Source organism: Arthrobacter sp. CAU 1506 (assembly GCF_005047635.1).
Lineage (GTDB): Bacteria > Actinomycetota > Actinomycetes > Actinomycetales > Micrococcaceae > Crystallibacter.
This window is the reverse complement of sequence record NZ_SUKC01000009.1, coordinates 12,769-34,540: the sequence shown is the minus strand read 5'-3', so window position 1 is coordinate 34,540 and position 21,772 is coordinate 12,769. Positions and strand designations below refer to the sequence as shown.

The following is a 21,772-nucleotide window of genomic DNA, read 5'->3' as shown; positions in this document are numbered from 1 at the left end:
ACTACGGCGCATTAGGCCTGTCGGGGCACCGCCGGTACCTCCCGCCGGGACGGTCAGGTCAGGACGTTGATCGGTGCGCCGCCGAGGTAGGCCAGGATGTCCTCGAGCATCTGGGTGTATCCCAACCGGTGGGCCTCCACGGTAACGAAACCGATGTGCGGGCTGAGGATCAGGTTGGGCACGCCGAGCAGCGGACTGTCCGCCGGCAGTGGCTCCACGGCGTAGACATCCAGGGCCGCCCCGGCAATCTTACCTTCGGCCAGCGCCGCGATTAATGCCGCCTCATCCACCAACGGCCCCCGCGAGGTGTTGACCAGCCGACCCGCCGGACCGAGCAGGTCCAGCTCCGCGGCGCCGACGATTCCCACGGTCGATCCCGCGAGCTTCAGGTGAATGCTGACAATATCCGAGCGGCGGAACAGGTCCTCCTTCGACACCAGCTCCGCCCCGTGTTCCGCGGCGCGTTCGGTGGTCAGGTGCGGACTCCAGGCCAACACCTCCATGCCGAAGGCCGCGGCGTAGCCGGCCATCAACCGCCCCAAGCGGCCGAGGCCCAGCAGCCCGATGGTGGCCCCGGCGAGATCGATTCCCATCCGGGCCTGCCAGATGCCGGCGCGCACGTCCCGGTCGTTCTGCGGAATCTCCCGCGCCACCGCCATCACCAGCGCCCAAGCCAGTTCGGCGGGCGCCGCGGTGCCCTTCTGCGTTCCGCACACGGTCACCCCGCGCTTGCCTGCCGCATCCAGGTCGATCGACGCGTTGCGCATTCCGGTGGTGGTGACCAGCCTGAGGTCCGGCAGCCGGTCCATCAGCTCGGCGGTGATCGGCGTCCGCTCACGCATGGTGACCACCACCTGCGCGCCGGCCAGACGCTCGGCGAGCGCACCGACGTCGTCAAGATGGTCAGTAAAACGTTCGACGGCGATGCCCGCCGGCAACTGGTCCCACGGGGCACTGCTGAGCGCCACGTCCTGATAGTCGTCGAGGATCGCGATCTTCACGAGGCCAGCCTAGCGGCAAGCCCGGCCGGCCCCGGTGCAGGACAGCGCCGGGGCCACACGCCTTGGTTAAACGCCGCAGGCAGGGGCCGGAGAGCTTCCGGACCCTGCCTGCGTGGCGCGGGAATTAGTTGGACGGCAGAACGAAGGCCGAGTCCACCGTGATGGTGACCTTGTCGCCCACCAGCACGCCGCCGGCTTCCAGGGCAGCGTTCCAGGTGATGCCGAATTCCTTGCGGGAAATCTGGGTGGTGGCGGAGAAGCCGGCGCGGGTCGCACCAAACGGGTCAACCGCCATACCGCCGAATTCGACGTCGAAGACCACGGGCTTGGTGGTGTCCTTGATGGTCAGCTCGCCGGCCAGCTTGAACTCCTCCGGGTTGCCCTCAACGCTGGTGGCCTTGAAGGTCATGTTCGGGTACTGCTCCACGTTGAAGAAGTCCTCGCCCTTGACATGGGCGTCGCGGTTGTCGTCGTTGGAGTCGAACGAGGCTGTCTTCACGACGGCTTCGACCGAGGACGAGGCCAGGCTTTCGCCCACCACGAGGGTGGCGTCGGCGTCGGTGAACTGGCCGCGCACCTTGCTGATGCCGGCGTGGCGGACAGAGAAGCCGACCTCGGTGTGGGACTTATCGAGGGTCCAAGTTCCTGGGGTGAGCTGAGCGGCCATGTGGTGCCTCCTGGTTGAAATCTGGTTCTGAAGCTCAGGTGAACTTCATGCTTATGCATCTACAATAACACCTTATGGTTGAAGTGTCAACCAATTTTTTCAGAATGGGCGGCAAAATGTTCACTTTTCGTCGCATTGATGGACCCCCTTTCGTGGACACCCGCATCAGCGGAACAAGGCCCGCTGACAGACCGCAATTGCGGAACGATCGGAAGCGAGCGGCGGCGATTTGTGACTAAATGTGGCGCCAAGGTAGCCGGGACGGGTCTTTAGGGCGGAGCGCCCCTCTGCCCGGATGACTGTCCGGAGCCCGGCGCGCAGGCTAGAGCTCACGGAGAACAGGCAGCGATTTGGTGGCCGGAGAATCCAGCGGCAGACGGTTGTGTTGCGGTCATGCCGGGTAGATGATCGAACCAGGGTCCAAGGCGTCTCCGCGTGCGGAAACGCGGGCCGGAACCGATCGAAGGGCAAGGGCCGGCATGGCAGCACCGCCAGTGTCGAAGGCCGCCGTAGTGACGGCGTGGATGCCGGCCATGCTGGCGGGCATCGTCTCAGCCGCCGTGCTTTTTGCCGTTGCAGAACTGGCCGCCGCGTTCTTCGGTCCGGCCGCCTCGCCGTTTGGCTCCGTGGGTGCCGCCGTGGTTGAACTGTCGCCAACAGGGCTGACCGAATTTGCCATTTCCACCTTTGGAACAGCGGACAAACTGGTCCTGTTCATCGCCATGGGTATTGCCGCAGCGGTACTGGCCGCGGGGATCGGCGTGCTGGCCCTCCGGAACTGGACCGCGGGCGCTCTCGTGGTGGCAGCGCTGGGCACGGGCATGGCCGTGTGTGTCCTCACCCGGGCCGGGGCCGTGCCGGCGGATGCCATCCCCACCGCACTGGGGACGGCAGTTGGCCTGTTCTGCCTGCGCTGGCTGATCCGGCTCCTGCCCGGCCCTGCCCCGGCCACCGACGTCGCCGAATCCGGCACCACCAGCCAGAGGATGGATCCTGATCGCCGCCGGTTTCTGGCAACCGCGGGACTGATGGCCGGCGCCGCCGTCGTCATGGGGATCGCGGCCGGCGCGGTCTCGGCTGCCCGCAACGGTGCACGGCAGGTGCGAGAGGCCCTTGGCCTGCCGGCGCCGGCGCGGCCGGCCAAGCCGTTGCCGAAAGGGGTGCAGGCTCCGGTGGACGGGGCCATTCCGTTTGTCACGCCCAACACTGAGTTCTACCGCATCGATACCGCGCTGTTTGTTCCGTCGGTGGATCCGGCGCAGTGGAAACTGCGCGTCCACGGGCTGGTGGAGGAAGACTTCAGCATCGGCTTCCAGGACTTGCTCGAGGCAGACCTCGTGGAGAGCTACACCACCCTGACGTGCGTTTCGAATGAGGTGGGCGGGGGCTTGGCGGGGAATGCGCGGTGGCTGGGCTACCCGCTGCGGAAACTGCTGGCGCGGGCGCGCCCGCTGCCGGAGGCAGACATGGTGCTGTCCACCAGCGTCGATGGGTTCACGGCCTCAACCCCGCTGGCGGTGCTGACCGATGCGCGGAACGCGCTGCTGGCGATCGGAATGAACGGCGAACCGCTGCCGCTGGAGCATGGTTTCCCGGTGCGGATGGTGGTTCCGGGCCTGTACGGCTACGTGTCCGCCACCAAGTGGGTGGTGGACCTGGAAATCACCCGGTTTGCGGACAAGACGGCGTACTGGACCAGCCGCGGCTGGTCGGACCACGGCCCGATCAAGACAGCGTCGCGGATCGATGTGCCGCGCGACGGGTCCCGGATCGCCGCAGGCCGGACAGCCTTTGCGGGAACGGCTTGGGCGCAGCACCGCGGCATCTCCAAAGTGCAGGTGCAATTGGACGACGGCGATTGGGTCGACGCCGAGCTGGCCGCGGAGGCTTCCGTGGACACGTGGCGCCAGTGGTACTGGGTGCTGGACGGTGTTTCCGCTGGGCAGCACAGGCTCCGGGTGCGGGCCTGGGATGGTGACGGCACGCTGCAAACGGAAACTCCGGCGCCTCCGGCCCCGGACGGCGCCAGCGGCTGGCACAGTATTGAATTCACCGCAGGTTAAGCGCCGGGTCATCTTGGTCACAGGGCAGCCGCGCCGGGCGCGTAAATCCGCACCGAGTCAGCCGGACGCTCCCAGCTTCGGTTGCTATGCTCAATAGCCGCCTCCCGCCGCGGCAGGCGGCCGACCCGCCACCGGCGGGCATCGCCGTCGTTCACGGCGCATCGATTCGCCTAACGTTAACCTTCCCTTCCCGTCCAGGAGTCCGCACCCCGATGACCAGCCCCGCAGTATCCGATCAGCACAAGGACCTTATGGACCGCCGGTACGATTCCGGCGTCGCCGACATCAACCACCTGATCGATGAACTGCGCGAGCAGAAGCCGGGCACCGAGGTTCCCTACGTGGACCCGATCCACAATGCTGACGAATGCCGGATTGTGTCGCTGTACTCCAATATCGGGCAGGCGTCCGAGACCGGCTTTATCTGGCCGGGCGATACGGAGGCTGCCACCCGGATGCTTGGCTTGCAGTGGCAACTGGGCCTGCGGCCGGAATATGTCATGCCGTGGAACGTGCATCCGTGGTTCACCCCGGGCGAGGCCAACGGCAAGCTCACGCCGCCCCAGATCAGCGCCGGGCTCAAGCCCCTGCTGCGGATGCTGGCGCTGGTGCCGCGGGCATCGGTGCTGGTGGCTCACGGAACCGAAGCGCAACGGCTGGCCGCGCTGCTGCTGAAGACCGAGAACCCGCTGCTTTGGCGGCGCGGCTTCAAGACGTTCAAGGTGCGGGCGCTCAGCGGCCGGGCTTTCGCCGGCTCGCCCGCGCGCCAGCAGGAATGGCTGGACGTCATGCATGAGGCCTATGCAGACGCGATGGCGCGCACCGGTTTGGGCCGCCCCGGAAAGTAGCGCGCAGCGCCCGGCAGCATCACCAACGAAGCCGGGCCTAACCGATGCTTCGCTCCGCCCTGCTGCCGGCAAACAGGCGTTTCCAGCCGTAGCGGTTTCGCCACCCCGCCGCTAGCCTGAGCGTGAACGGGAGGAGCGCCGATGCCCTGGTGGATGACCGCGATCCGGCCATGAAGACGACTGCGCCCTCCGGCAAGGCGGAGGAGAAGCAGGGCCTCCTGACCGTCATCATTGCCTTTTGCGCCAATGCGCTGGTGGCAGTGGCAAAGTCTGTCGCCGCAGTCTTGACCGGGTCTGCGTCGATGACAGCGGAGGCAGCGCACTCGTGGGCGGACACCGGGAACCAGATCTTCTTGTTGATTGCCGAGCGCCGGTCGAACAAGCCGCGGGATGCACGCCATCCGCTCGGTTACGGGCGGGAAGCCTACGTCTGGTCCATGTTCGCCGCCTTCGGCTTGTTTACTGCCGGGGCGGTTGTCTCGGTGTGGCACGGCATCCAGGTTCTGCTCACCCCCGAACCGGCCAGCGACTTCATGGTGGCCTACGTGGTGCTGGCGCTGGCGTTCGTGCTGGAAGGGGTTTCCTTTGCGCAGGCGCTGCGACAGGCCAGGAAGGGCGCCCAACACTACCGGCGCCACACGCTGGAGTACGTTGTTGTCAGTTCCAATTCCACGTTGCGGGCGGTGTTCGCCGAAGACTTTGCCGCCCTCATCGGCATAGCCATTGCTGCCTCGGGCGTGGGACTGCACCAAATCACCGGATCCCCCGTCCCGGACGCCATCGGTTCCATCCTGGTGGGCCTGCTGCTGGGCACCATCGCGGTGGTCCTGATCGACCGGAACCGCAAGTTCCTGATCGGTGAACCCGCGACCGGCGAGGTGCGCACCGCCGTCGTGAACCTACTGCTGCAACATCCGGACGTGGACCGGGTGACCTATCTGCACATGGAGTTTGTAGGCCCCTCACGGCTGTACGTGGTGGCCGCGGTGGACATGGCCGGCGACCTTCCCGAACATGATGTTGCGGTGGCGCTCCGTCGCGTGGAACGCGCTCTGGAGGAGCACGACCTCATCGAAGAAGCTGTCCTGACGTTGGCAACAGTTGGCGAACAGCCGCTGCTAGGAGAGTGAACCAAGCGGCCCGTCCACGTCTCGTGCCCGGCCCCTGACCGATCTATACTGTGGGAGCGCCCCGCGACAGGGCCTCAGACCGGGGTCCGCCGGCCGGGGCAACTGGAGAATCCGGTGCGTTGGTCGCTTGAACATACGGTCCCGGCCGTTGTGCCGAGGCCGGGTCCCCCGCCGCCGCTCCGCCACCCGTTGAGCCGTTGGCTGGTCAAGGACAAGGTCCCGCCGGTCGGCCGGGAGAGCGCCCCCGGGTCCGCAACGTATCCCTGGTGGAAGGTCGTGTGCCTGACCGGCGTGGACTACTTTTCCACGCTCTCCTACCTTCCCGGCATCGCCTTGATCGCCGTCGGACCGTTGTCGCCGCTGGCCACGCTGCTCATTGTGGCACTCACGTTGCTGGGCATGCTCCCGCTCTACCGACGGGTGGCTGCCGAGAGCCCGTACGGACAAGGTTCGGTGGCGATGCTGGACCGGCTGCTGCCCTTCTGGAAGGGAAAGGTGGTCATCCTCGTCCTGCTCGGCTTCGTCGCTACCTCGTGGATCATCACCATCACGCTGTCCGCCGCCGATGCAACCGTCCACGTGCTCGAAAATCCCTACGTCCCGGATGCCCTGCAAGGCGGTGCGGTTCCGGTCACCATCATGCTGCTGCTGGTGCTCGGCGGCATCTTCCTCGCGGGCTTCAGCGAGGCGGTGGCCCTTGCCGTGCCGCTGGTCTCCGTGTTCCTGGTCATGAACGTCATCGTTATCGCCGCGGGACTGGCGACGATCGCGCAGGAACCAGGCCTCGTCTCCGATTGGACCCAGGCGGTGACGTCGGCTGGCGCGGGTCCTGGCAGCCTGGCCTTGACTCTGCTGCTGGCCTTTCCCTTGCTGGTCCTGGGACTCTCCGGATTCGAAACGGGCGTGAGCATGATGCCGCTGGTCGCCTCGACCGGAGAAACCCGGGCCCAGCGCCTGGCCTCGCGCATCCACAACAGCAGGAAGCTGCTCACCTGCGCTGCGGTGGTGATGAGCGGATTCCTGCTGGGCAGCAGCTTCGTCACGGCGGTCCTGATCCCGCCCGCTGCCTACGCTCCCGGCGGCCCCGCCGACGGCAGGGCCCTCGCTTACCTGGCGCACGGGATGTTCGGCGAAGGAATCGGGACGTTCTACGACGTAGCAACCGTCCTGATCCTGTGGTTCGCCGGGGCCTCGGCCATGGCGGGGTTGATCAACATTGTTCCGCGCTACCTGCCGCGCTTTGGCATGGCACCCGAATGGACCCGGGCCATCCGGCCGGTGGTCCTGGTCTACACCGGCGTCAGCATCCTGATCACCCTGGGTTTCCGCGCCGACGTCAATGCCCAAGCCGGGGCTTACGCCACCGGGATCCTGGCCATGATGGTCTCAGCGGCCGTCGCGGTGACGTTCACCGTGGCCCGCCGGCAGAAGCGCCGCGGCGCGACCGGCTACGCGGCGCTGAGCTTGGTACTGCTGTACGCACTGCTGGCCAACATCGTGGAAAAGCCGGACGGCATCGCCATCTGCGGGCTCTTCGTCCTCGGCATGGTCACAGTCTCGCTGGTCTCCCGGGTTACCCGGACCACCGAGCTGCGCACCGAAAGGATCGAGTTTGACCCAACGGCCCGGCGGTTCATCAGCGATTCGCTGGACTATGACGGCGCCCTGGACATCATTGCCAAACGCCGGCCGGGCAGCCAGGCCGACTACAGCGCCAAGGAGGCTTCGCAACGGTACATGAACGCTGTGCCGGGAACGGCGGACGTCTTGTTCCTTGAAATCGACATTGTGGACCCGTCTGCCTTTACCAAGGTGCTGCGCGTGCGCGGCGTCGACGTCGATGGGTACCGGGTGCTGCGGGCGGACAGTCCGGCTGTCCCCAACGCGATCGCGTCGATCCTCTTGGCCGTCCGGGACGCGACCGGGGTCCGTCCCCATGCCTATTTCGAATGGTCCGAGGGCAATCCTCTGGGTCACCTCTTCCGCTATCTGCTGTTGGGCCAGGGGGACACTGCGCCGGTGGTCCGCGAAATCCTCCGCCAAAACGAGCCCGATCCGGCGCGCCGACCCGGAATCCATGTCGGCTGATCGACGCCTCCGGCAGCAACAGCGCCATTGCGGTGCGAACAGGGAGCGGCTTAGATTACTGGCATGTCTCATGAACCAGGGATGGGGGCGCCTGGAGCTCAGGGAACCGGGGGGATGTCCGGCGAACCGGAACGTCCTGCGCCGCCGCGTCCGCCACTCTCAGACCGCACACCGGCACCGATCAGAGAGATCCCGACGCCGCCGCCGGCCGTCAAAAGAGTCCGCTTTTTGTGGCTCCTGAGCTTCGCTTCCGGGGTGATCGCGGGAATCTTCGCGTTCTTCGCCCGGGACCAGATTCTCGAGCACGTGCGCGGGCTCATCACGGGTCTGGAGCGGGGCGAAGACCAGCAGACCGTGGAGGCCCTGGCGGTGGTGGTCTTTTGGGGCGCCCTGGGCATGCTGGCACTCGTCATCCTGATCGAAGCGGTGCTGCTGGCTGTGCTCATGCGCCGGCACGGGAAAGTGCGCTTCGTGCTGCTGGCCATGTTGTTGGTCAATGGCGTGGTGACGCTCGTGGCCGATGCGTTTCTGGCGGCCGGCGATCAAGGGGTGGGCATCCGGGTGCTGCTGGTCATACAGCTGGCCCTAGCCGGCGCGGCGGTAGTCGCCAGCGTCCTGCACGGAGCCAGTCAATGGTTCCGGGCCGAGCACCAGACGCGCGGCCGCGCGGCCGCCTGAAGCAGGCTGCACTCCGGCCAGCAGCTCCTCGCAGCTGCGGACCACGGTCTGGCAGATTTCGGCGACGGGCCGGCCGTGCAGCGGATCAGCCGCGACCGCGTGCCAACGGCGCAGGCATTCGAGGGCGTGTTCCCGCAGTTCGTCGTCGGCCGTGTCCCGCGGCAGTCCCAATCTTTCCTGCGCAGAAACACCCTCGCCGCCGATGATGCGTTCGGCTTCGGCAGCCAACTTCGGCTCCAGCGGCAGCCCGGTGGTACGGGCTACCGCAAGCAGCCGAAGTTCGCGGAACGCGTGGGCACTGGCGAGCAGCCGTTCCAGGGTAGCCGCCACCGCATCGGTGCCGGGGCGGGGACGATCGGTCAACAGTTTTTCGATGCCGACCACGGCGGTGCGGGCTTTCAGCTGTCCGGCGCGGGCCTGGAACTGCCCGGTCATCACGGCCAGCAGTTCGTCCAGTCCGCTGCGGCGGGCCAGTTCGTGGGCCAGCACGGTGGGATCCGAGATGCCTCCGCGGAGCAGCGCCGCCGCCAGCCGGAGCCCGAAGACGCCGAAGCGGTCCAGCAAGTCCGCCCGCGCTTCCGGTGAGGCCGTCAGCGGCCCTCCGGGGCGGACAAAACGGTCGGCGGACAGCAGGAGTCGCTCCCGCTCGCGCCTGTCCAGGGAGGCAAGTTCGCTGAGGGTCGAGAACTCCGCCTGCCGCAGGCTGCGGGCTGTCTGCGCCAGCAACCCGGCGATCGGCACCACCCCGAGCGCAAGCGACCGCAAGGCACCATCGCGACGGTAGCGCGCAGCTACCTCCCGGGCGGATAGCAGCGCATCGATCCGGCCCGCGCCGACCTCGTCCGCGCGGGACAAGACCGCCAGCGCGTTGACCGTGCCGCTCTGACCGGCCGCGGTGTCCCGAAACGACTCCAGAAAGCCGAGGTCGGATGCGTGCAGGTGCCGCAGCAAGTAGATGATCGCGTCCGCTTCCGAGGGCGCGTCGGTGGGCGCCAGAAACTCGGTGGAGCGGGCCGATACGTCCTGGGAGAGCGAGGCGATGCCCGGCGTGTCGATCAGCGTGATGTCCCGCAGGGTCTTGGACGGCCAGTCCACCACGAGCTTGGCGACGTCCTCGGCCTCTAATCCGCCCAGCTCGAAGACCAGCCGGCCGACCGTCCGCTTGACCGGTACGTTCCGCGGCGGTCCGGAGCGCGGGTACAGCGTGATCCGCGGAGTGTCGCTGTAGCGGTACCAGGTGACCACGCGGGTGCACTCCCCCGTGTCGGTCGGTGCGATCTCCTCGCCAATGATGGCGTTCAGCAGCGTCGATTTTCCGGCCTTCACCATGCCGGCGATGGCCACCCGCAAGGGCTCGTCCAGCCGGCGTGCATAGCCTTCCAAAAGCCGGCAGGCAGCGGGGTCGTCGCGGTAGGCCTCCATCGCTTCCCGGGCCAGTGCCCGTGCCGCGTCCACGTCCGCTCCCGCTGCCCCTGCCCCTGCCCCTGCCGCACCGTTCATGCCTGGGCCGCCAACTGCGGCGCAACGTCAAGGGCCAAAGCTTGTTTGCGTAGCGATTCCACCAGCGCGAGCGATGCTTTGATCTCCCGGATCCTCAGGTCGCGCTCTTGGTTGAAACTGCTCGCCGCCTTTTGCGCTGCCATCACCGAATCGGCCAGCGAGCGGTGGTGCTCTTCGGCCAGGGCCGTGAAATGGTCCCGGGTGGCCCGCTGGACCATCCGCAGCCGGTCCTTGAGCTGCTTGCCCACCTGGAACACCACCTCGTCAACCTGTTTCCGCACCAGCGCCTTGGCTTCCTGCTGACGGCGCTTCAGCCGGGCCTCCTTGTCTTCCCGGTACGCCTTGCCGCCCAGCAGCAAGCCGGCGCCCACCGAGATCGGGTTGATCAGCGCCATCCCCATAATTCCTGTCAGCAAGCCGAACATCAGCACGCCGCCGTACGAGCCGCGCATGCCGATCAGGATCTTCTGGACCGGCCCCATCCTGCCGGGGTCCAGGTTGGGGATTCCCTCCACCGGATCCAGCACGTTATCCGTGGAGCCGACCTGCAGCAGCGGCAGGGTCACTTCGTCCTGGTTGAAGTGTTCGGCGACCCGTTCCGCCAGCCACAGCGACCGTTCGTTGGTCCACACGAAGGTGTCGGAGACGGCCGACGCCACGCGCTGTTCCAGCCAGTGCACGAATTGGTCCCACTGCGGGCCAGGATCGCCGGCATCGATGGACTGCTCGGCGTCCCGCATAATACTGCGCAGTCGGTCGCGCAGGTCATGCTCCATATCTGAGATGAGATCGCTCATCCCGTCATTGAGCGTGACCTGCCAGCGGGAAGAACGACGGCGGAGCTCATCTGCGCGTTCTTTGGCGGCTTCCAGTTCGGCCAGCATTTCCGGCGTGCCATCCGGATTTTCCAGCGCGCTCAGCTCGGACTTCAGCGACAGCCGCAAATGGTCGGTGGCGGAGATCAGGTCCTGTGCCACCGAGCGCCGCTGCAGCCGCTCGGTTTGGGCCAAGATGTTGTTACGCAGGTAGGCCACCAGCTCCGGAAAGCCTGATTCGGCATTCAATTCACTGTCCCGCAGTGCGGCGGCCTGGAGCCTTAGTTCCGAGGAAACCGGCATCAGCGGCATGTCCGCCCCGATCCCCTGCAAATGGCCCCGGTCCAGTTCGGCCACCCGCCGCCACTGCGGATACAGGTCCGTTTTGGACAGGACTCCGGCCACATTCGGGCAGATCCGCTGGGCCTGCCGCAGGAACCGGAGTTCCGGTTCGGTGAACTCCTGCGATGCGTCGGAGACCAGCAGCATGGCATCCGCCGTCGGCAGCGCGGTCAGGGTGGTCAGGGAGTGGGCCGAGTCCAGCCCGCCGACGCCGGGAGAGTCGACCAAGGCCAGCCCGCCGTCGAGGACCTTCCGCGGGAGTTTGACTTCCGCGGCTGCCAGCCGACGCTCATTGCCCGGGTTTCCCCGTTCCGAAACGTGGTGGGCCAACTCCTCGAGAGCGATCGGACGACGTTCCAGTTCCGCTTCCTCGTCGGCGGATGCGGTACCTTCCTTGGGAACCAGGATGACGGCCGAGGCCGGGTCCCCGTGCTTCACAACGGTAGGCACTGAGGTGGCAACGTCGTCGTCGATGGGACAAACCGGCGCATGCACCAGCGCGTTGATCAACTGGCTCTTGCCCTGTTTGAACTCACCGACGACGATCACCCTGGTGGTCGGGTCTTTCAGCCGCTCGCGGGTTTGTTCCAGGCGGCGCTGCAAGTCTGCGCGTTCGCCCTTCCTGGCCAGTTCCAGACCCTGATCCACCAGCTTGACGAGTTCGGCCACCGTATCCCCTCCTGTTTCCGGCTGCAGCCGGACCGTAACGCTGTGACGCTGTCCAGCAGGAGGTCCCCCCCGGCCCCCTGCTGGACAGCTGATCTGTCGTGATTCAGTTGTCAGGTCGTTTAGTCGACGGTGACATCCGCATCCACTACGTCGTTGTCGGTCAGCAGATCGTTGTTGTCGTTGTCCGCGATGATGACCGAATCGTTGACCGACTCGTCAATCCCGGTGAATTCGGCATCAATGTCGCCGACGGTGGTGGAGTTGTCGTTGAACGAATCCTCGACCTCGATCTCGGCGTCCACCTGCACGTCCGTGTTGGTGGAGCTGTCGTTGAGCGAATCCTGGACGTTGACCTCGTTGAACGAGTCCTCGATCTCGACCTCCTTGTTGAAGGAGTCCTCCACGTTGATGTCGGTGTTCGTCGAGTTGTCCTCGTTGAACGAATCCTCGACCTCGATCTCAGTGGTATTGCCGTTGAACGAGTCCTCGATTTCTACGTCAGTGGAGTTATCGGTCGAGTTATCCGTCGAATGGTCGGAGTTGTCGTTGAACGAATCCTCAACGTCGACGTCCAGGTCAAGATCCGTGTTGTAGGAGTCCTCGACGGAGTGGTCGTCGTTGTAGGAGTCGTTGATGGAGTTGTCCGTATTGCCGATCGCGATGCCGCCGCCAAGGTCGCCCGTGGTCAGGTTGATCGAGTGGTTGTTCTCGTCGCCGGTGGAATTGTCCACATCACCGCCGGCCGCGGTCGAATCGTCGCCCGAGGCCACCACGGCGTCATTGTCGAACCACTGGCTGACATCGCCGTTGGCCCAGATGTTCTGGTTCACGGACTGATCGGTGATGGTGTCCCGGTCGTCCACAATCGAGGTGTAGGAGTAGTTGTTGACGATATGGGTCAACTGCTGCACCGCGTGGTCGTGGTCGTTCCCGCGGTCATCATCGTCGTCATCCCGGCCGCGCCCGTGGCCGCGGTCGTCATCATCGTCATCCCGGCCGCGCCCGTGGCCGCGGTCGTCATCATCGTCATCCCGGCCCCGTCCATGGCCATGGTCGTCGTCGTCATCATCATCGTCATCGTCGTCCCGGCCGCGCCCGTCGCCCCAGCCGCTGTTGTCGCTGGACCAGTCGCCGGAGTTACCACCGTGGTTTCCACCGGTGTTGTACTCGCGGTCGAAGGATGAGCCTGATCCAACCGGTGCGTAGTCCAGAATGACCGGCATGATCGCGTCCACGTCATCCGAGCAGACGTTGGACAGGCCGGCGCTGGCCAAGGCCGCATCGGGGTCTGCGTTGAACTCGTCGGCAGCACGCGGATCGCGGAGCAGGTTCATGATGAATTCGAGAAGAGAGCTAGCAAGCGTAGGCATTATGTTGATTCCCCAATCTAGTCCTACAGGATGTGGCCAAAACTATGGATGGTGGCCCGCCGAGCAATGTTGCCTGGCTTGTTTCCAAGCTACGGTCGGGGTGCTGCTGCCGACATCGGGGCTTCCTCCCCCGCTGACCGCTCCCCGGAGGGGGATTGCCGCTGCCCGGGACTAGGTAGGGTGGGTCGAAGTCCCGGTATGACGCGGAACTACGGCCCTTGGGAGCTGTCTTCGCCCAGTGCAAGACGTAGCTGGGTCAGCAGCTCGGAGCGGTTTGCAGCCCCTAACCGCCGACGGATCCGCGCGATGTGGTGCTCTGCGGTGCGCGGCGAAATAAAAATCGCGGCACCGATCTCCCGGTAGGTCTTGCCCTCCAAAACCAGCCGGGCCACTTCGCGTTCCCGCTCGCTCAAGGCTGCACCCTCCGGAGCAGGTGGTTTTCCGGTGGCAGGGATCTTCGGTGTTTCGTCCTCAGTGGCCGTCGGGGCTGGATGGTTAGCCTCGGTTGTGCCGCGCGTCCCGGGGTGCAGATCCCGTGCGCAGGCCAAGAGCCGACTCATGTCCTTGCGCTCTTCCGCATGCGCTGCCGCGTGCCCGGCCAACCGGGCACCGTCCCAGGTCAGTCCGACAACCGCGAGCGCGCGGGCGGATTCTTCGACTGCCCGCGGGTTGATTCTGCCCGCCAGGACGGAGACCCAGCACCGGCCTGCCGCCGCCAGCACGGCCGCCAAGTGATACTTCCCTGACGCGCGCACCAGCGCAGAAGCGTGCGGGGCCAGCTCGCTGGGCTTCTCCGCCAGGATGGCGGCCTGGACCGCGTACCAGTGCAGTGGAGTAGACCACAACGCGGGCTCGCCCAGCCTCTCCAGCAGCGCCCACGCGTCAGCCATATGCGGCCGCAGCCGTTCGGAATCTCGAAGGCGGGCGGCGGCCACCGCCAGCTCGCCCAGCGGCAACAGGTTGTAAAGGTCGACGGCGACGTGCAGCAGCCGTCCCCGCGCCCGCTCCCACGCACGCACCAAACCAGCCATGTCATCGGTTCGGCGCGCCAAACCCACGTGCAAAGCGTCCAGCAACAGTTCGTCGCGCGGAGTAGGACTGATCCCGACGGCGGTAGCCTCCGCTATCGCTGCTCCGGCGTTGTCCGGATGGTCCTGCAACATGGCGACCCACGCTCGCAGGAGCAACAACCGGAGCCTGTCGGCCGGTCCGCCCTGGCCTCCGCGCAGCGCATCATCGAGCACCGATTCGGCCACCGAAAGCTCCCCGGCGTGCAGCGCCACCAATGCGGCAAGCGCCGCCGGGCTGTCCGGCAGCGGCACTGCGGCACCGGAGGCCGTCAGCATGTCGGAGGCCCGCACCAGGGCTGGAAGTGCGCGTTCGGTGTGTTCGCCAATGGACTCCGCGACGCCCTGTCCCATGAGCGAGACGGCGACGTTCGTCAGCGTTGGTGATCCTTCCGGCCCGTCCGCGGCGAGCAGGCTCCGGGCGGTGCCGCGATCGCCGGTGCCGATCATCACGACGGCGGCGAGGGCGTTGGACGCCTCTGCGGCAGGGGCGCCAACCCAGCGGTAGACCTGGGCACTCCTCGCCAGCATTCCCCGCTGCGCCCACAACGACGCCGCCACATCTGCGCCTCGGCCCTTGTCAGGTGCTTCAGGCTGCGTCAAGACCGGGTCCACCAACCGGCCGGCGACATCAAGGTCGCCGGTGGCCAAGGCTGCCTGGGCGCGCCGCGCCGCCGTCGTTACTTCCGGCGCGCCGGCAGCGCTTGCTTCCTCGTAGAGCGTTGCCGCCAGTTGCGGCTCGGTTGCCAGGGCGCTGTCGCCGGCCGATTGGAGTGTGCTGGCCACCCGAGGATCCTGGAGTCCGCTTCGGGCCAGACCACGGGCCACGTCAGTAGGGTCCGGGGTCATGCCGGTGGAGATGAGGTCGGCCAGGGCGTGTTGGACCGTCCGCACCTGGTGTAGCGGGGTGGTCTGGAGCAGGACGCTGCGCATCAGCGCGGGAAGGGTGCCTTCCGGCAGAATCAGGCCCGCTGCGGCCGCCTGCGACATCAGCTGGTCGATTCCGCCCGGCGCGTCCTCCACTTCGGCCGGCAGCGGCCCTGCCGGGTCGAAGCCAACAGCCAGCGCGAGCAACAACTCGCGAAGACCGGGCTCCAACCTGTCGAGTTCATAGCCGATTTGGTCGACGAGTCCACCGAACTCCAGCGGATCGTTCGGCAGCGGGTGGCCCCCCTCATCGAGGGCTTCCAACACGTGCTGGACCAGCCACGGCATCCCGCCGGTGAGGTCGAAGATCTGGTCAATGGCGGGACCGGGGAGCGGCTCCCCGTGGGTGGCGGCGGTGTGGGCGGCGACGTCGTCCTTGGTCCACGGCCCCAACAGGACCGGCCGGCGGTGTGCCTCAAGCGTTGCCGTTAGCCGCTTCAAAGCGGGCAAGTGCGGCCACATGCGGTAGGCGACGACTACATTGACATTCTGCTGCTCGACCAGCCGATGGATGTGCTCCAAGTCGGGGTCATTCAACTGGTGTGCGTCGTCGATCAGCACGGTGGTTCCCTCGTCCACCGCGCCTTGCTGCAGGACGTCTCTTCCCGAACTCACGGGGATTCCTGCCTCGCTGTAGACCACCGCCAAGTTCTCCAGCAGGGTGCTCTTGCCTGAGCCGCCAGGTCCGGACACGCTGGCCAGCAACCGTGACCGGGGATCCGTCGAGGCCTCAGCCAACAATTGTGCGGCTTTCCGGTTCACCAGCCCTCGCCCAGCGGCCACGTGGCTGTGTCTCGCAGCCGTCATGCCGGCACCGAAGCAGTGGGCTCGGGCGCCGGGATGACTGGCTGCTCCGGGCCGGTCGAAGCCGGAGATGTCGGGGCGTCGGCTGGCGGGGCCTCGACGGCCGATTCGGACGGCGTCGGTTCGGCGGCAGGAGGTGTCTCCGCCGGCTGGGGTTCGGGCTCGGTTGTCGGTTCCGGGGTAACTACAGGCTCCGGCACGGGGGTGGACGGTGCGGGCGCCGGACTCGGTTGTGCTGGTTGGGTCGGTGCCGGGGTTCCAGGATTTGCCGGAGCGGGTGTGCCGGTGCCACTGTTGGCGCCGGGATCGGACGGCGTGCCGGGGGCACCGGTAGGCGTGCCGCCGCCACCGGTCGACGGTGTGCCGTCCGGCGTGGTGGGTGATGTTCGCGCGGTCTGATCCTGCGGGGCGTTCCCCGGGGCGCCGGACGTGGGTGTGCCGTCGGCGCCGCCCTGGCCTGCCTTGTCGGCCGCCTTTGCGTCCGGGGTGTCCCAGGAAACAACGGGACTCATGCCGGGCTGGACCGGTTCTGCTGCCATGACGGAGTTGGCCGGCCCGGCGCCATCGCTTTGCTGGGCAGCACCGCCGGGCATGTAGCTGTTCCGTTCCGCGGCATTGCCTTGGGCGATACCCGGCAATGAGCCGAACAGACCGAAATCTTGGGGACTCTGGGCTGCCGTGGCGGTCAGCGCCGTCAAGGTTGCCACAGCCACCGTCACGGCGGCCGCGCGCACGGAGAAGGCGTGCCGACGGGTGGTCTCCTCGCCGGTGATCGGCTGCCCGACTGGGGCGGGAATACCTTCGGGCGAGAGCTCCCGTCCGCTCACCTTGCTGGTTGCCAGCGTTTGGGTACTGTGCGAGTGGGCCAGCGCTTGCTCCAGGGCCAGAGCCTGCTCGTTGGCCAGCGCCTGCTGGTTCCGGGCCACGAAGTAGGCGGCACCCAAGCTAATCGAAGCCTTAGGATCCGTGTCTTTCGCGATGGGCCGTCCCAACGTGGCTGACAGCATCTGGGCGACCAACGGAATCCGGGACGAGCCGCCGGTCAGCAAAACCGCGGTCAGGTCGTCGGCGGTAACGTTCGCTGCCTCCAGCGCCCGGTTCAGGGAACCGACAGTATCGCGCACCACGGGCTCTATCAGGCCTTCGAACTCCGTCCGCACCAACCGGATACCAGTCTGCACTTCCGGCAGCAAGACCGGGATGGTCGCCTCGGAATCCGCCGAAAGAGCCTCCTTGGCTTCGACGCATTCGCGCCTGATTCGGCCCAGCGCCACCCGAGCCTGCGGTGCACTCAGGTCTACGCGGCTCAGTCCGCCGTCCAGGCTGGCCGCGACGTGGTCGAAGACGAGGTCGTCAACATCCGCTCCGCCCACGCGGTCCAGCCCTTCGGGCCTGCCCAGCAGGGTGAACGAAGAGGTGTCGTCCTTGCGCAGAACGGCGGCATCAAAGGTCCCGCCGCCGAAGTCGTAGACCGCGATCAGGCTCCCGGCCGGCACCCGTGTTTGCGAGCCGTAATGCAAGGCGGCCGCTTCAGGCTCGCTCAGCAGTGTCACGTTGGCCAGTCCGACGGCGGCCAGTGCCTCCCGGATCAGTCCGATCTTGTAGTCGCCCCAGCTGGCAGGATGGGACACCACTACGCATTCCGGGGCCTGGCCTTCCCGCTCTTGAGTCCGGTCCACGACCCACCCGACGACTGTGGCAAAAACGCTCTCCGGGGTGACGAACAGGTCCCCCACCATGATCGGCACAGCGTCACCGATCCGCCGCTTGAATTCGCGAACCACCCGCTCAGGCGAACTGGTGCCCCGTCTCTCGGCGGCCTCACCGACCAGGACGGTACCGTCCTCGCCTAGGTAGATGACCGACGGCACGGCCGCCGCACGCGAGCCCAAGCCGACAGGCTGCGGCTGCTGAGCGTCAGGATCCCCTTCCCCGTAATGGACAGTCGCTGCTGCCGTAAAACTTGTGCCGACATCGACACTCAGTACATAGGCCATGAATCCCCCATTGGACGCCCAGCGAGGAACGTCCCCCACCGCTTTCATACTGTCCAGAGCCACGCTCTGCTTCCCCCGCCGGCCGGATGCCCGCCCGTGTCCATCAGGCTCTGAAGTGACACCTTCAGCTGTCAGCCGCAGTGCCCAAGAATTAGGTGCGGCATGCTTCCCGATGCCGTTCCAACATGGTTCAGCGTAGGAGCGCTTCGGGGGTAAAACAAGGGACATTTCACGCTTCAAACCCCGGCTTCGGGCACGCATGAATTGGTTAATGGTTCACTCTGAGAGTGGTTAAAGGTTGCTTTTAGGCCTTCAAAAACAGGAGTGATTGCAAGGCACCCTTAGTACATATGCCGATACGCGCATCTGCGGGACTGCATTCTTCTCAAGGTGGTCCGGTCAACCGATTACACCTGCTGCATACAAGCAAAAACGGGCGGCCCCGAGTCCCACAGTGCAGAATAAAAATATGTCTGTCACAACCCGGGCTTCCCACACCTTTGCGGTCTTCCTGCGGGGGATCAATGTCGGCGGGATTCGAATTGCGATGAAGGATTTGTGCCGCGCTCTCTCCGATGCCGGCTTTGCCGAGGTCCAAACGGTTCTGGCGTCTGGCAACGTGGTACTCCGTGCCGAGACCGCTGATCCGGCAGCCGTCAAGGAAAGCGTCCAGGCCACATTGCGCGCAGCTTTCGGTTACGACGCCTGGGTCATCGTCAAGAACCGGGAGCAAGTGGCGGCCATCATCGACGGCTATCCTTTCACCCCGGCCGACGACGGAGTCCTCCGGCATGCCTATGCAGTGATCACTACCGGCCCGGACGTGGTGAAGCAGATGCTCGAGGACAACCCCGGGCTTTCACCCGAAGAGCGCGCCGCAGCCGGCGGGGACGTCCTGTACTGGGAAGTCCCCAAAGGAAGCACCCTGGAGTCGAATCTTTCCAAGCACCTGGCCAAGCCGAGGTACAAGCCGCTGACCACCACCAGGAACCTCAACACGATGCACAAGGTGTTGGCGAAGTTCCCGCCGCAAAGTTAAGGCGCACCCGATGCCTGCTACCCCGGGCGGAGGCGCCCGAGCGGAATTCATCCTCTCGGTGGATAGCCCGCCGCAGGGTCACGCTCCTAGACTCGTAGCAGGCAGTCCAAAGCCGCCGCAACCGGCTACGGGCTTTACAGGGAGGGGGGCCTTTTGCTGTTCGATTCAGTCACGTGGATTTCGGCGCTTGTCTGCGCCGGCCCGTTTGCCCTTCTTTTGGCGGCCGGCGCGCTGGTCAGCATTTGGCGGAGCAACCGGCAGCGCTCAGCTCAAGCGGGCTGGTCCCTGCTGGTGCTGGCGCTGCCACTTCTCGGCGCGCTGGTCTGGTTCCTTACCGCATCGCGCTGGTCGGCCACCGGTTTGCCGCGGCGTGATCTTGCTCCCGCAAACCAAGCAACACGCCCATCTGCACCCTGAAGGTTCCAAGGAGGGACTTCCGGACCAGATCGCGGCGTCGGGACCGTGCGGGCCAAAGACTCCGCCATGCCTGCGGGGTATCGAACCATGCCATCTGCGTGTTGGACGGGAGTCGGCCGCTTTCCTACTGTTTCCACTATGACCGTCTACACAGCCGCAGAGTCGACAAGCCCCGCCCGCCCCGCGCATCAGATTCTCCAGGTCGGGCCGGTGAACCCTGCCGTGGCTGCTACCTTGGCCAGCGAGTTCGGCGCCCTGCAGCTCCCGGACGGCCCGGAGCGCGCAGAATTCCTGCTGCAGCACGCCGACGGCGTTCGTGTGGCGGTCTGTTCCGGCCGGGTCGGAGTGGATACCGACCTGATGCGGCAACTCCCGAATCTTGAGGCCATCGTGAACTTCGGCGTTGGCTACGATGCCAGCGACGTCAAGCAGGCGAAGGAACGTGGTATCGCCATCAGCAACACACCGGATGTGCTCACCGACTGCGTGGCCGACACGGCGCTGGCGCTCTACCTGGATGTGCTGCGCCAGACCACCGCAGCAGACCGATTTGTCCGCAGGGGCGAATGGGAGTCAACTCCGTCGTACCCCCTGGCCGTCCGTGCCTCCGGCAAAAAGGTCGGTATCCTCGGCCTGGGCCGCATCGGAAAGGCAATCGCCAAGCGGCTGCAGGCCTTCGGCTGCGAGATCCACTATCACAACCGCCGTGCAGTCGAAGGCTCCGGCTTCACTTACCACGACTCGCCGGCCGCACTGGCTGAAGCGGTGGAGGTGCTGGTCGTCGCCACGGCCGGCGGCCCCGCGACGGCACGCTTGGTCGACGCCGACGTGCTGGCCAAGCTCGGTTCGGACGGCTATCTAGTGAACATTGCTCGAGGCACTGTAGTGGACGAACAAGCCTTGGTCTCCGACTTGGTGGAGGGCCGCTTGGCCGGTGCCGGACTGGATGTTTTTGCGTCCGAACCGCACGTCCCCGCCGAGTTGTTCGGACTGGAGAACGTAGTCCTGCTCCCCCACATCGGCAGCGGAACACACGAGACCCGTGCCGACATGGCCGCGTTGACGCTGGAAAACCTGCGCAGCTACCTGCACCAAGGCTCGCTGGTGACCCCGGTGAGCTGACCGCGGACAGTACTTGTAGGACAAGTTCGATACTTGTAGGATGAGTTAATCTGCACATCCCGCGTAAGGATCGCCATGCCCTACACACCCGATGCCATCCGGCACGTCAAGCTTTCTACCGCCACGTTGCCGCTGGCCACCCCGATTTCCGACGCCAAGGTCTTCACCGGGCGCCAGAAGCCGATGACCGAGGTGGTCTTCCTGTTTGCCGAGATCACCACCGAACAGGGCCACCAGGGCCTGGGCTTCAGCTACTCCAAGCGCGCCGGCGGCCCCGCCCAGTACGCCCACGCCAAGGAAGTCGCCGAGACGATGATCGGCGAGGACCCCAACGACATCGCCAAGCTCTACAACAAGCTGCTCTGGGCCGGCGCCTCGGTGGGCCGCTCCGGCGTCGCCACCCAGGCCTTGGCCGCCCTGGACATTGCGCTGTATGACCTCAAGGCCAAGCGGGCCGGCCTGCCGCTGGCCAAGTTCCTGGGCGCGCACCGGGATTCGGTCCGGACCTACAACACCTCCGGCGGCTTCCTGAACGCCTCCATCGAGGAGGTCAAGGAGCGTGCCAGCCGCTCGATCGAGGAAGGCATCGGCGGCATCAAGATCAAGGTCGGCCTGCCCGACACCGCGGAGGACCTGCGCCGTGTTGCAGCCGTCCGCGAGCACATTGGCGACGACGTGCCGCTGATGGTGGATGCCAACCAGCAGTGGGACCGCGCCACGGCCCTGCGCATGGGACGCCGCCTGGAGCAGTTCGACCTGGTCTGGATCGAAGAGCCGCTGGACGCCTACGACGCCGAGGGCCACGCCGCCCTTGCCGCCGCTTTGGACACGCCGATTGCGACCGGCGAAATGCTGGCCTCGGTCGCCGAGCACGAACGGCTGATCGCCGCCCGCGCCTGCGACATCATCCAGCCTGATGCGCCGCGCGTCGGCGGCATCACCCAGTTCCTCCGGCTGGCCACGCTGGCGGACAAGGCCGGGCTGGACCTGGCCCCGCACTTCGCCATGGAGATCCACCTGCACCTGGCCGCCACCTACCCGCGCGAGCCGTGGGTGGAGCATTTCGATTGGCTCGATCCGCTCTTCAATGAGCGCCTGGAGACCCGCGACGGCCGGATGATCGTTCCGGACCGCCCCGGCCTCGGCTTCACCTTCAGCGATCAGGCCCGGGCCTGGACCACGGACAGCGTGGAGTTCGGCCGCGCCTGACCCTGCCCCGCGCTTGGTC

General features: G+C 66.3%; 16 protein-coding genes. 9 read left to right on the top strand and 7 right to left on the bottom strand.

Features of this window, described 5'->3' with window-relative positions:
- Positions 1-53 precede the first annotated feature (53 nt).
- Positions 54-1,001: a D-2-hydroxyacid dehydrogenase family protein gene (locus tag E4J89_RS11380; RefSeq protein ID WP_136786263.1), complete on the bottom strand. Its 948-nt coding sequence runs from the start codon at positions 999-1,001 to the stop codon at positions 54-56.
- A 124-nt stretch (positions 1,002-1,125) separates the two neighbouring features.
- Positions 1,126-1,668 (bottom strand): YceI family protein, encoded by a 543-nt coding sequence (locus tag E4J89_RS11375; protein WP_136786262.1) that lies wholly within the window; start codon positions 1,666-1,668, stop codon positions 1,126-1,128.
- A gap of 479 nt (positions 1,669-2,147) precedes the next feature.
- On the opposite strand from E4J89_RS11375, the gene E4J89_RS11370 reads away from it, so the two are divergent.
- From E4J89_RS11370 to E4J89_RS11350, 5 genes are all read left to right on the top strand, one after another.
- Positions 2,148-3,731 carry a molybdopterin-dependent oxidoreductase gene (locus E4J89_RS11370; protein WP_240691860.1) on the top strand — a complete coding sequence of 528 codons (1,584 nt, stop codon included), beginning with the start codon at positions 2,148-2,150 and terminating at the stop codon, positions 3,729-3,731.
- A gap of 212 nt (positions 3,732-3,943) precedes the next feature.
- A complete protein-coding gene (locus E4J89_RS11365) occupies positions 3,944-4,579 on the top strand; it encodes a uracil-DNA glycosylase (protein WP_136786261.1) in 636 nt (211 codons plus the stop codon).
- A gap of 170 nt (positions 4,580-4,749) precedes the next feature.
- Positions 4,750-5,709 (top strand): cation diffusion facilitator family transporter, encoded by a 960-nt coding sequence (locus E4J89_RS11360; RefSeq protein ID WP_136786397.1) that lies wholly within the window; start codon positions 4,750-4,752, stop codon positions 5,707-5,709.
- A gap of 114 nt (positions 5,710-5,823) precedes the next feature.
- Positions 5,824-7,797, top strand: a complete 1,974-nt coding sequence (locus E4J89_RS11355) for an APC family permease (RefSeq protein WP_136786260.1) — start codon at positions 5,824-5,826, stop codon at positions 7,795-7,797.
- A gap of 228 nt (positions 7,798-8,025) precedes the next feature.
- A complete protein-coding gene (locus tag E4J89_RS11350) occupies positions 8,026-8,475 on the top strand; it encodes a hypothetical protein (protein WP_136786259.1) in 450 nt (149 codons plus the stop codon).
- Here E4J89_RS11350 and E4J89_RS11345 read toward each other — a convergent pair.
- The 5 genes from E4J89_RS11345 to E4J89_RS11325 all read right to left on the bottom strand — a co-directional run bounded on the left by E4J89_RS11345 (position 8,383) and on the right by E4J89_RS11325 (position 17,861).
- The gene (locus E4J89_RS11345; RefSeq protein ID WP_240691867.1) at positions 8,383-9,897 is read right to left on the bottom strand and encodes a dynamin family protein; all 1,515 of its coding nucleotides are present in this window, start codon (positions 9,895-9,897) and stop codon (positions 8,383-8,385) included. The two genes, E4J89_RS11350 and E4J89_RS11345, sit on opposite strands and share 93 nt — an antisense overlap.
- A gap of 74 nt (positions 9,898-9,971) precedes the next feature.
- Positions 9,972-11,801, bottom strand: a complete 1,830-nt coding sequence (locus E4J89_RS11340) for a dynamin family protein (protein WP_136786257.1) — start codon at positions 11,799-11,801, stop codon at positions 9,972-9,974.
- Positions 11,802-11,920: 119 nt separating this feature from the next.
- Positions 11,921-13,171: an IniB N-terminal domain-containing protein gene (locus E4J89_RS11335; protein ID WP_136786256.1), complete on the bottom strand. Its 1,251-nt coding sequence runs from the start codon at positions 13,169-13,171 to the stop codon at positions 11,921-11,923.
- A 209-nt stretch (positions 13,172-13,380) separates the two neighbouring features.
- Entirely contained in the window at positions 13,381-15,780 is a 2,400-nt protein-coding gene (locus E4J89_RS11330; RefSeq protein ID WP_240691859.1) for a LuxR C-terminal-related transcriptional regulator, read from the bottom strand.
- A 188-nt stretch (positions 15,781-15,968) separates the two neighbouring features.
- Positions 15,969-17,861: an Hsp70 family protein gene (locus E4J89_RS11325; protein WP_240691858.1), complete on the bottom strand. Its 1,893-nt coding sequence runs from the start codon at positions 17,859-17,861 to the stop codon at positions 15,969-15,971.
- A gap of 574 nt (positions 17,862-18,435) precedes the next feature.
- Here E4J89_RS11325 and E4J89_RS11320 point away from each other — a divergent pair.
- From E4J89_RS11320 to E4J89_RS11305, 4 genes are all read left to right on the top strand, one after another.
- A complete protein-coding gene (locus E4J89_RS11320; RefSeq protein ID WP_136786255.1) occupies positions 18,436-19,005 on the top strand; it encodes a DUF1697 domain-containing protein in 570 nt (189 codons plus the stop codon).
- A 153-nt stretch (positions 19,006-19,158) separates the two neighbouring features.
- Entirely contained in the window at positions 19,159-19,422 is a 264-nt protein-coding gene (locus tag E4J89_RS11315) for a PLDc N-terminal domain-containing protein (RefSeq protein WP_205754479.1), read from the top strand.
- A 138-nt stretch (positions 19,423-19,560) separates the two neighbouring features.
- Complete coding sequence (locus E4J89_RS11310) at positions 19,561-20,544, top strand: 2-hydroxyacid dehydrogenase (protein WP_136786254.1); 984 nt, start codon at positions 19,561-19,563, stop codon at positions 20,542-20,544.
- A 75-nt stretch (positions 20,545-20,619) separates the two neighbouring features.
- Positions 20,620-21,753: a mandelate racemase/muconate lactonizing enzyme family protein gene (locus E4J89_RS11305; protein WP_136786253.1), complete on the top strand. Its 1,134-nt coding sequence runs from the start codon at positions 20,620-20,622 to the stop codon at positions 21,751-21,753.
- Positions 21,754-21,772: the final 19 nt, after the last annotated feature.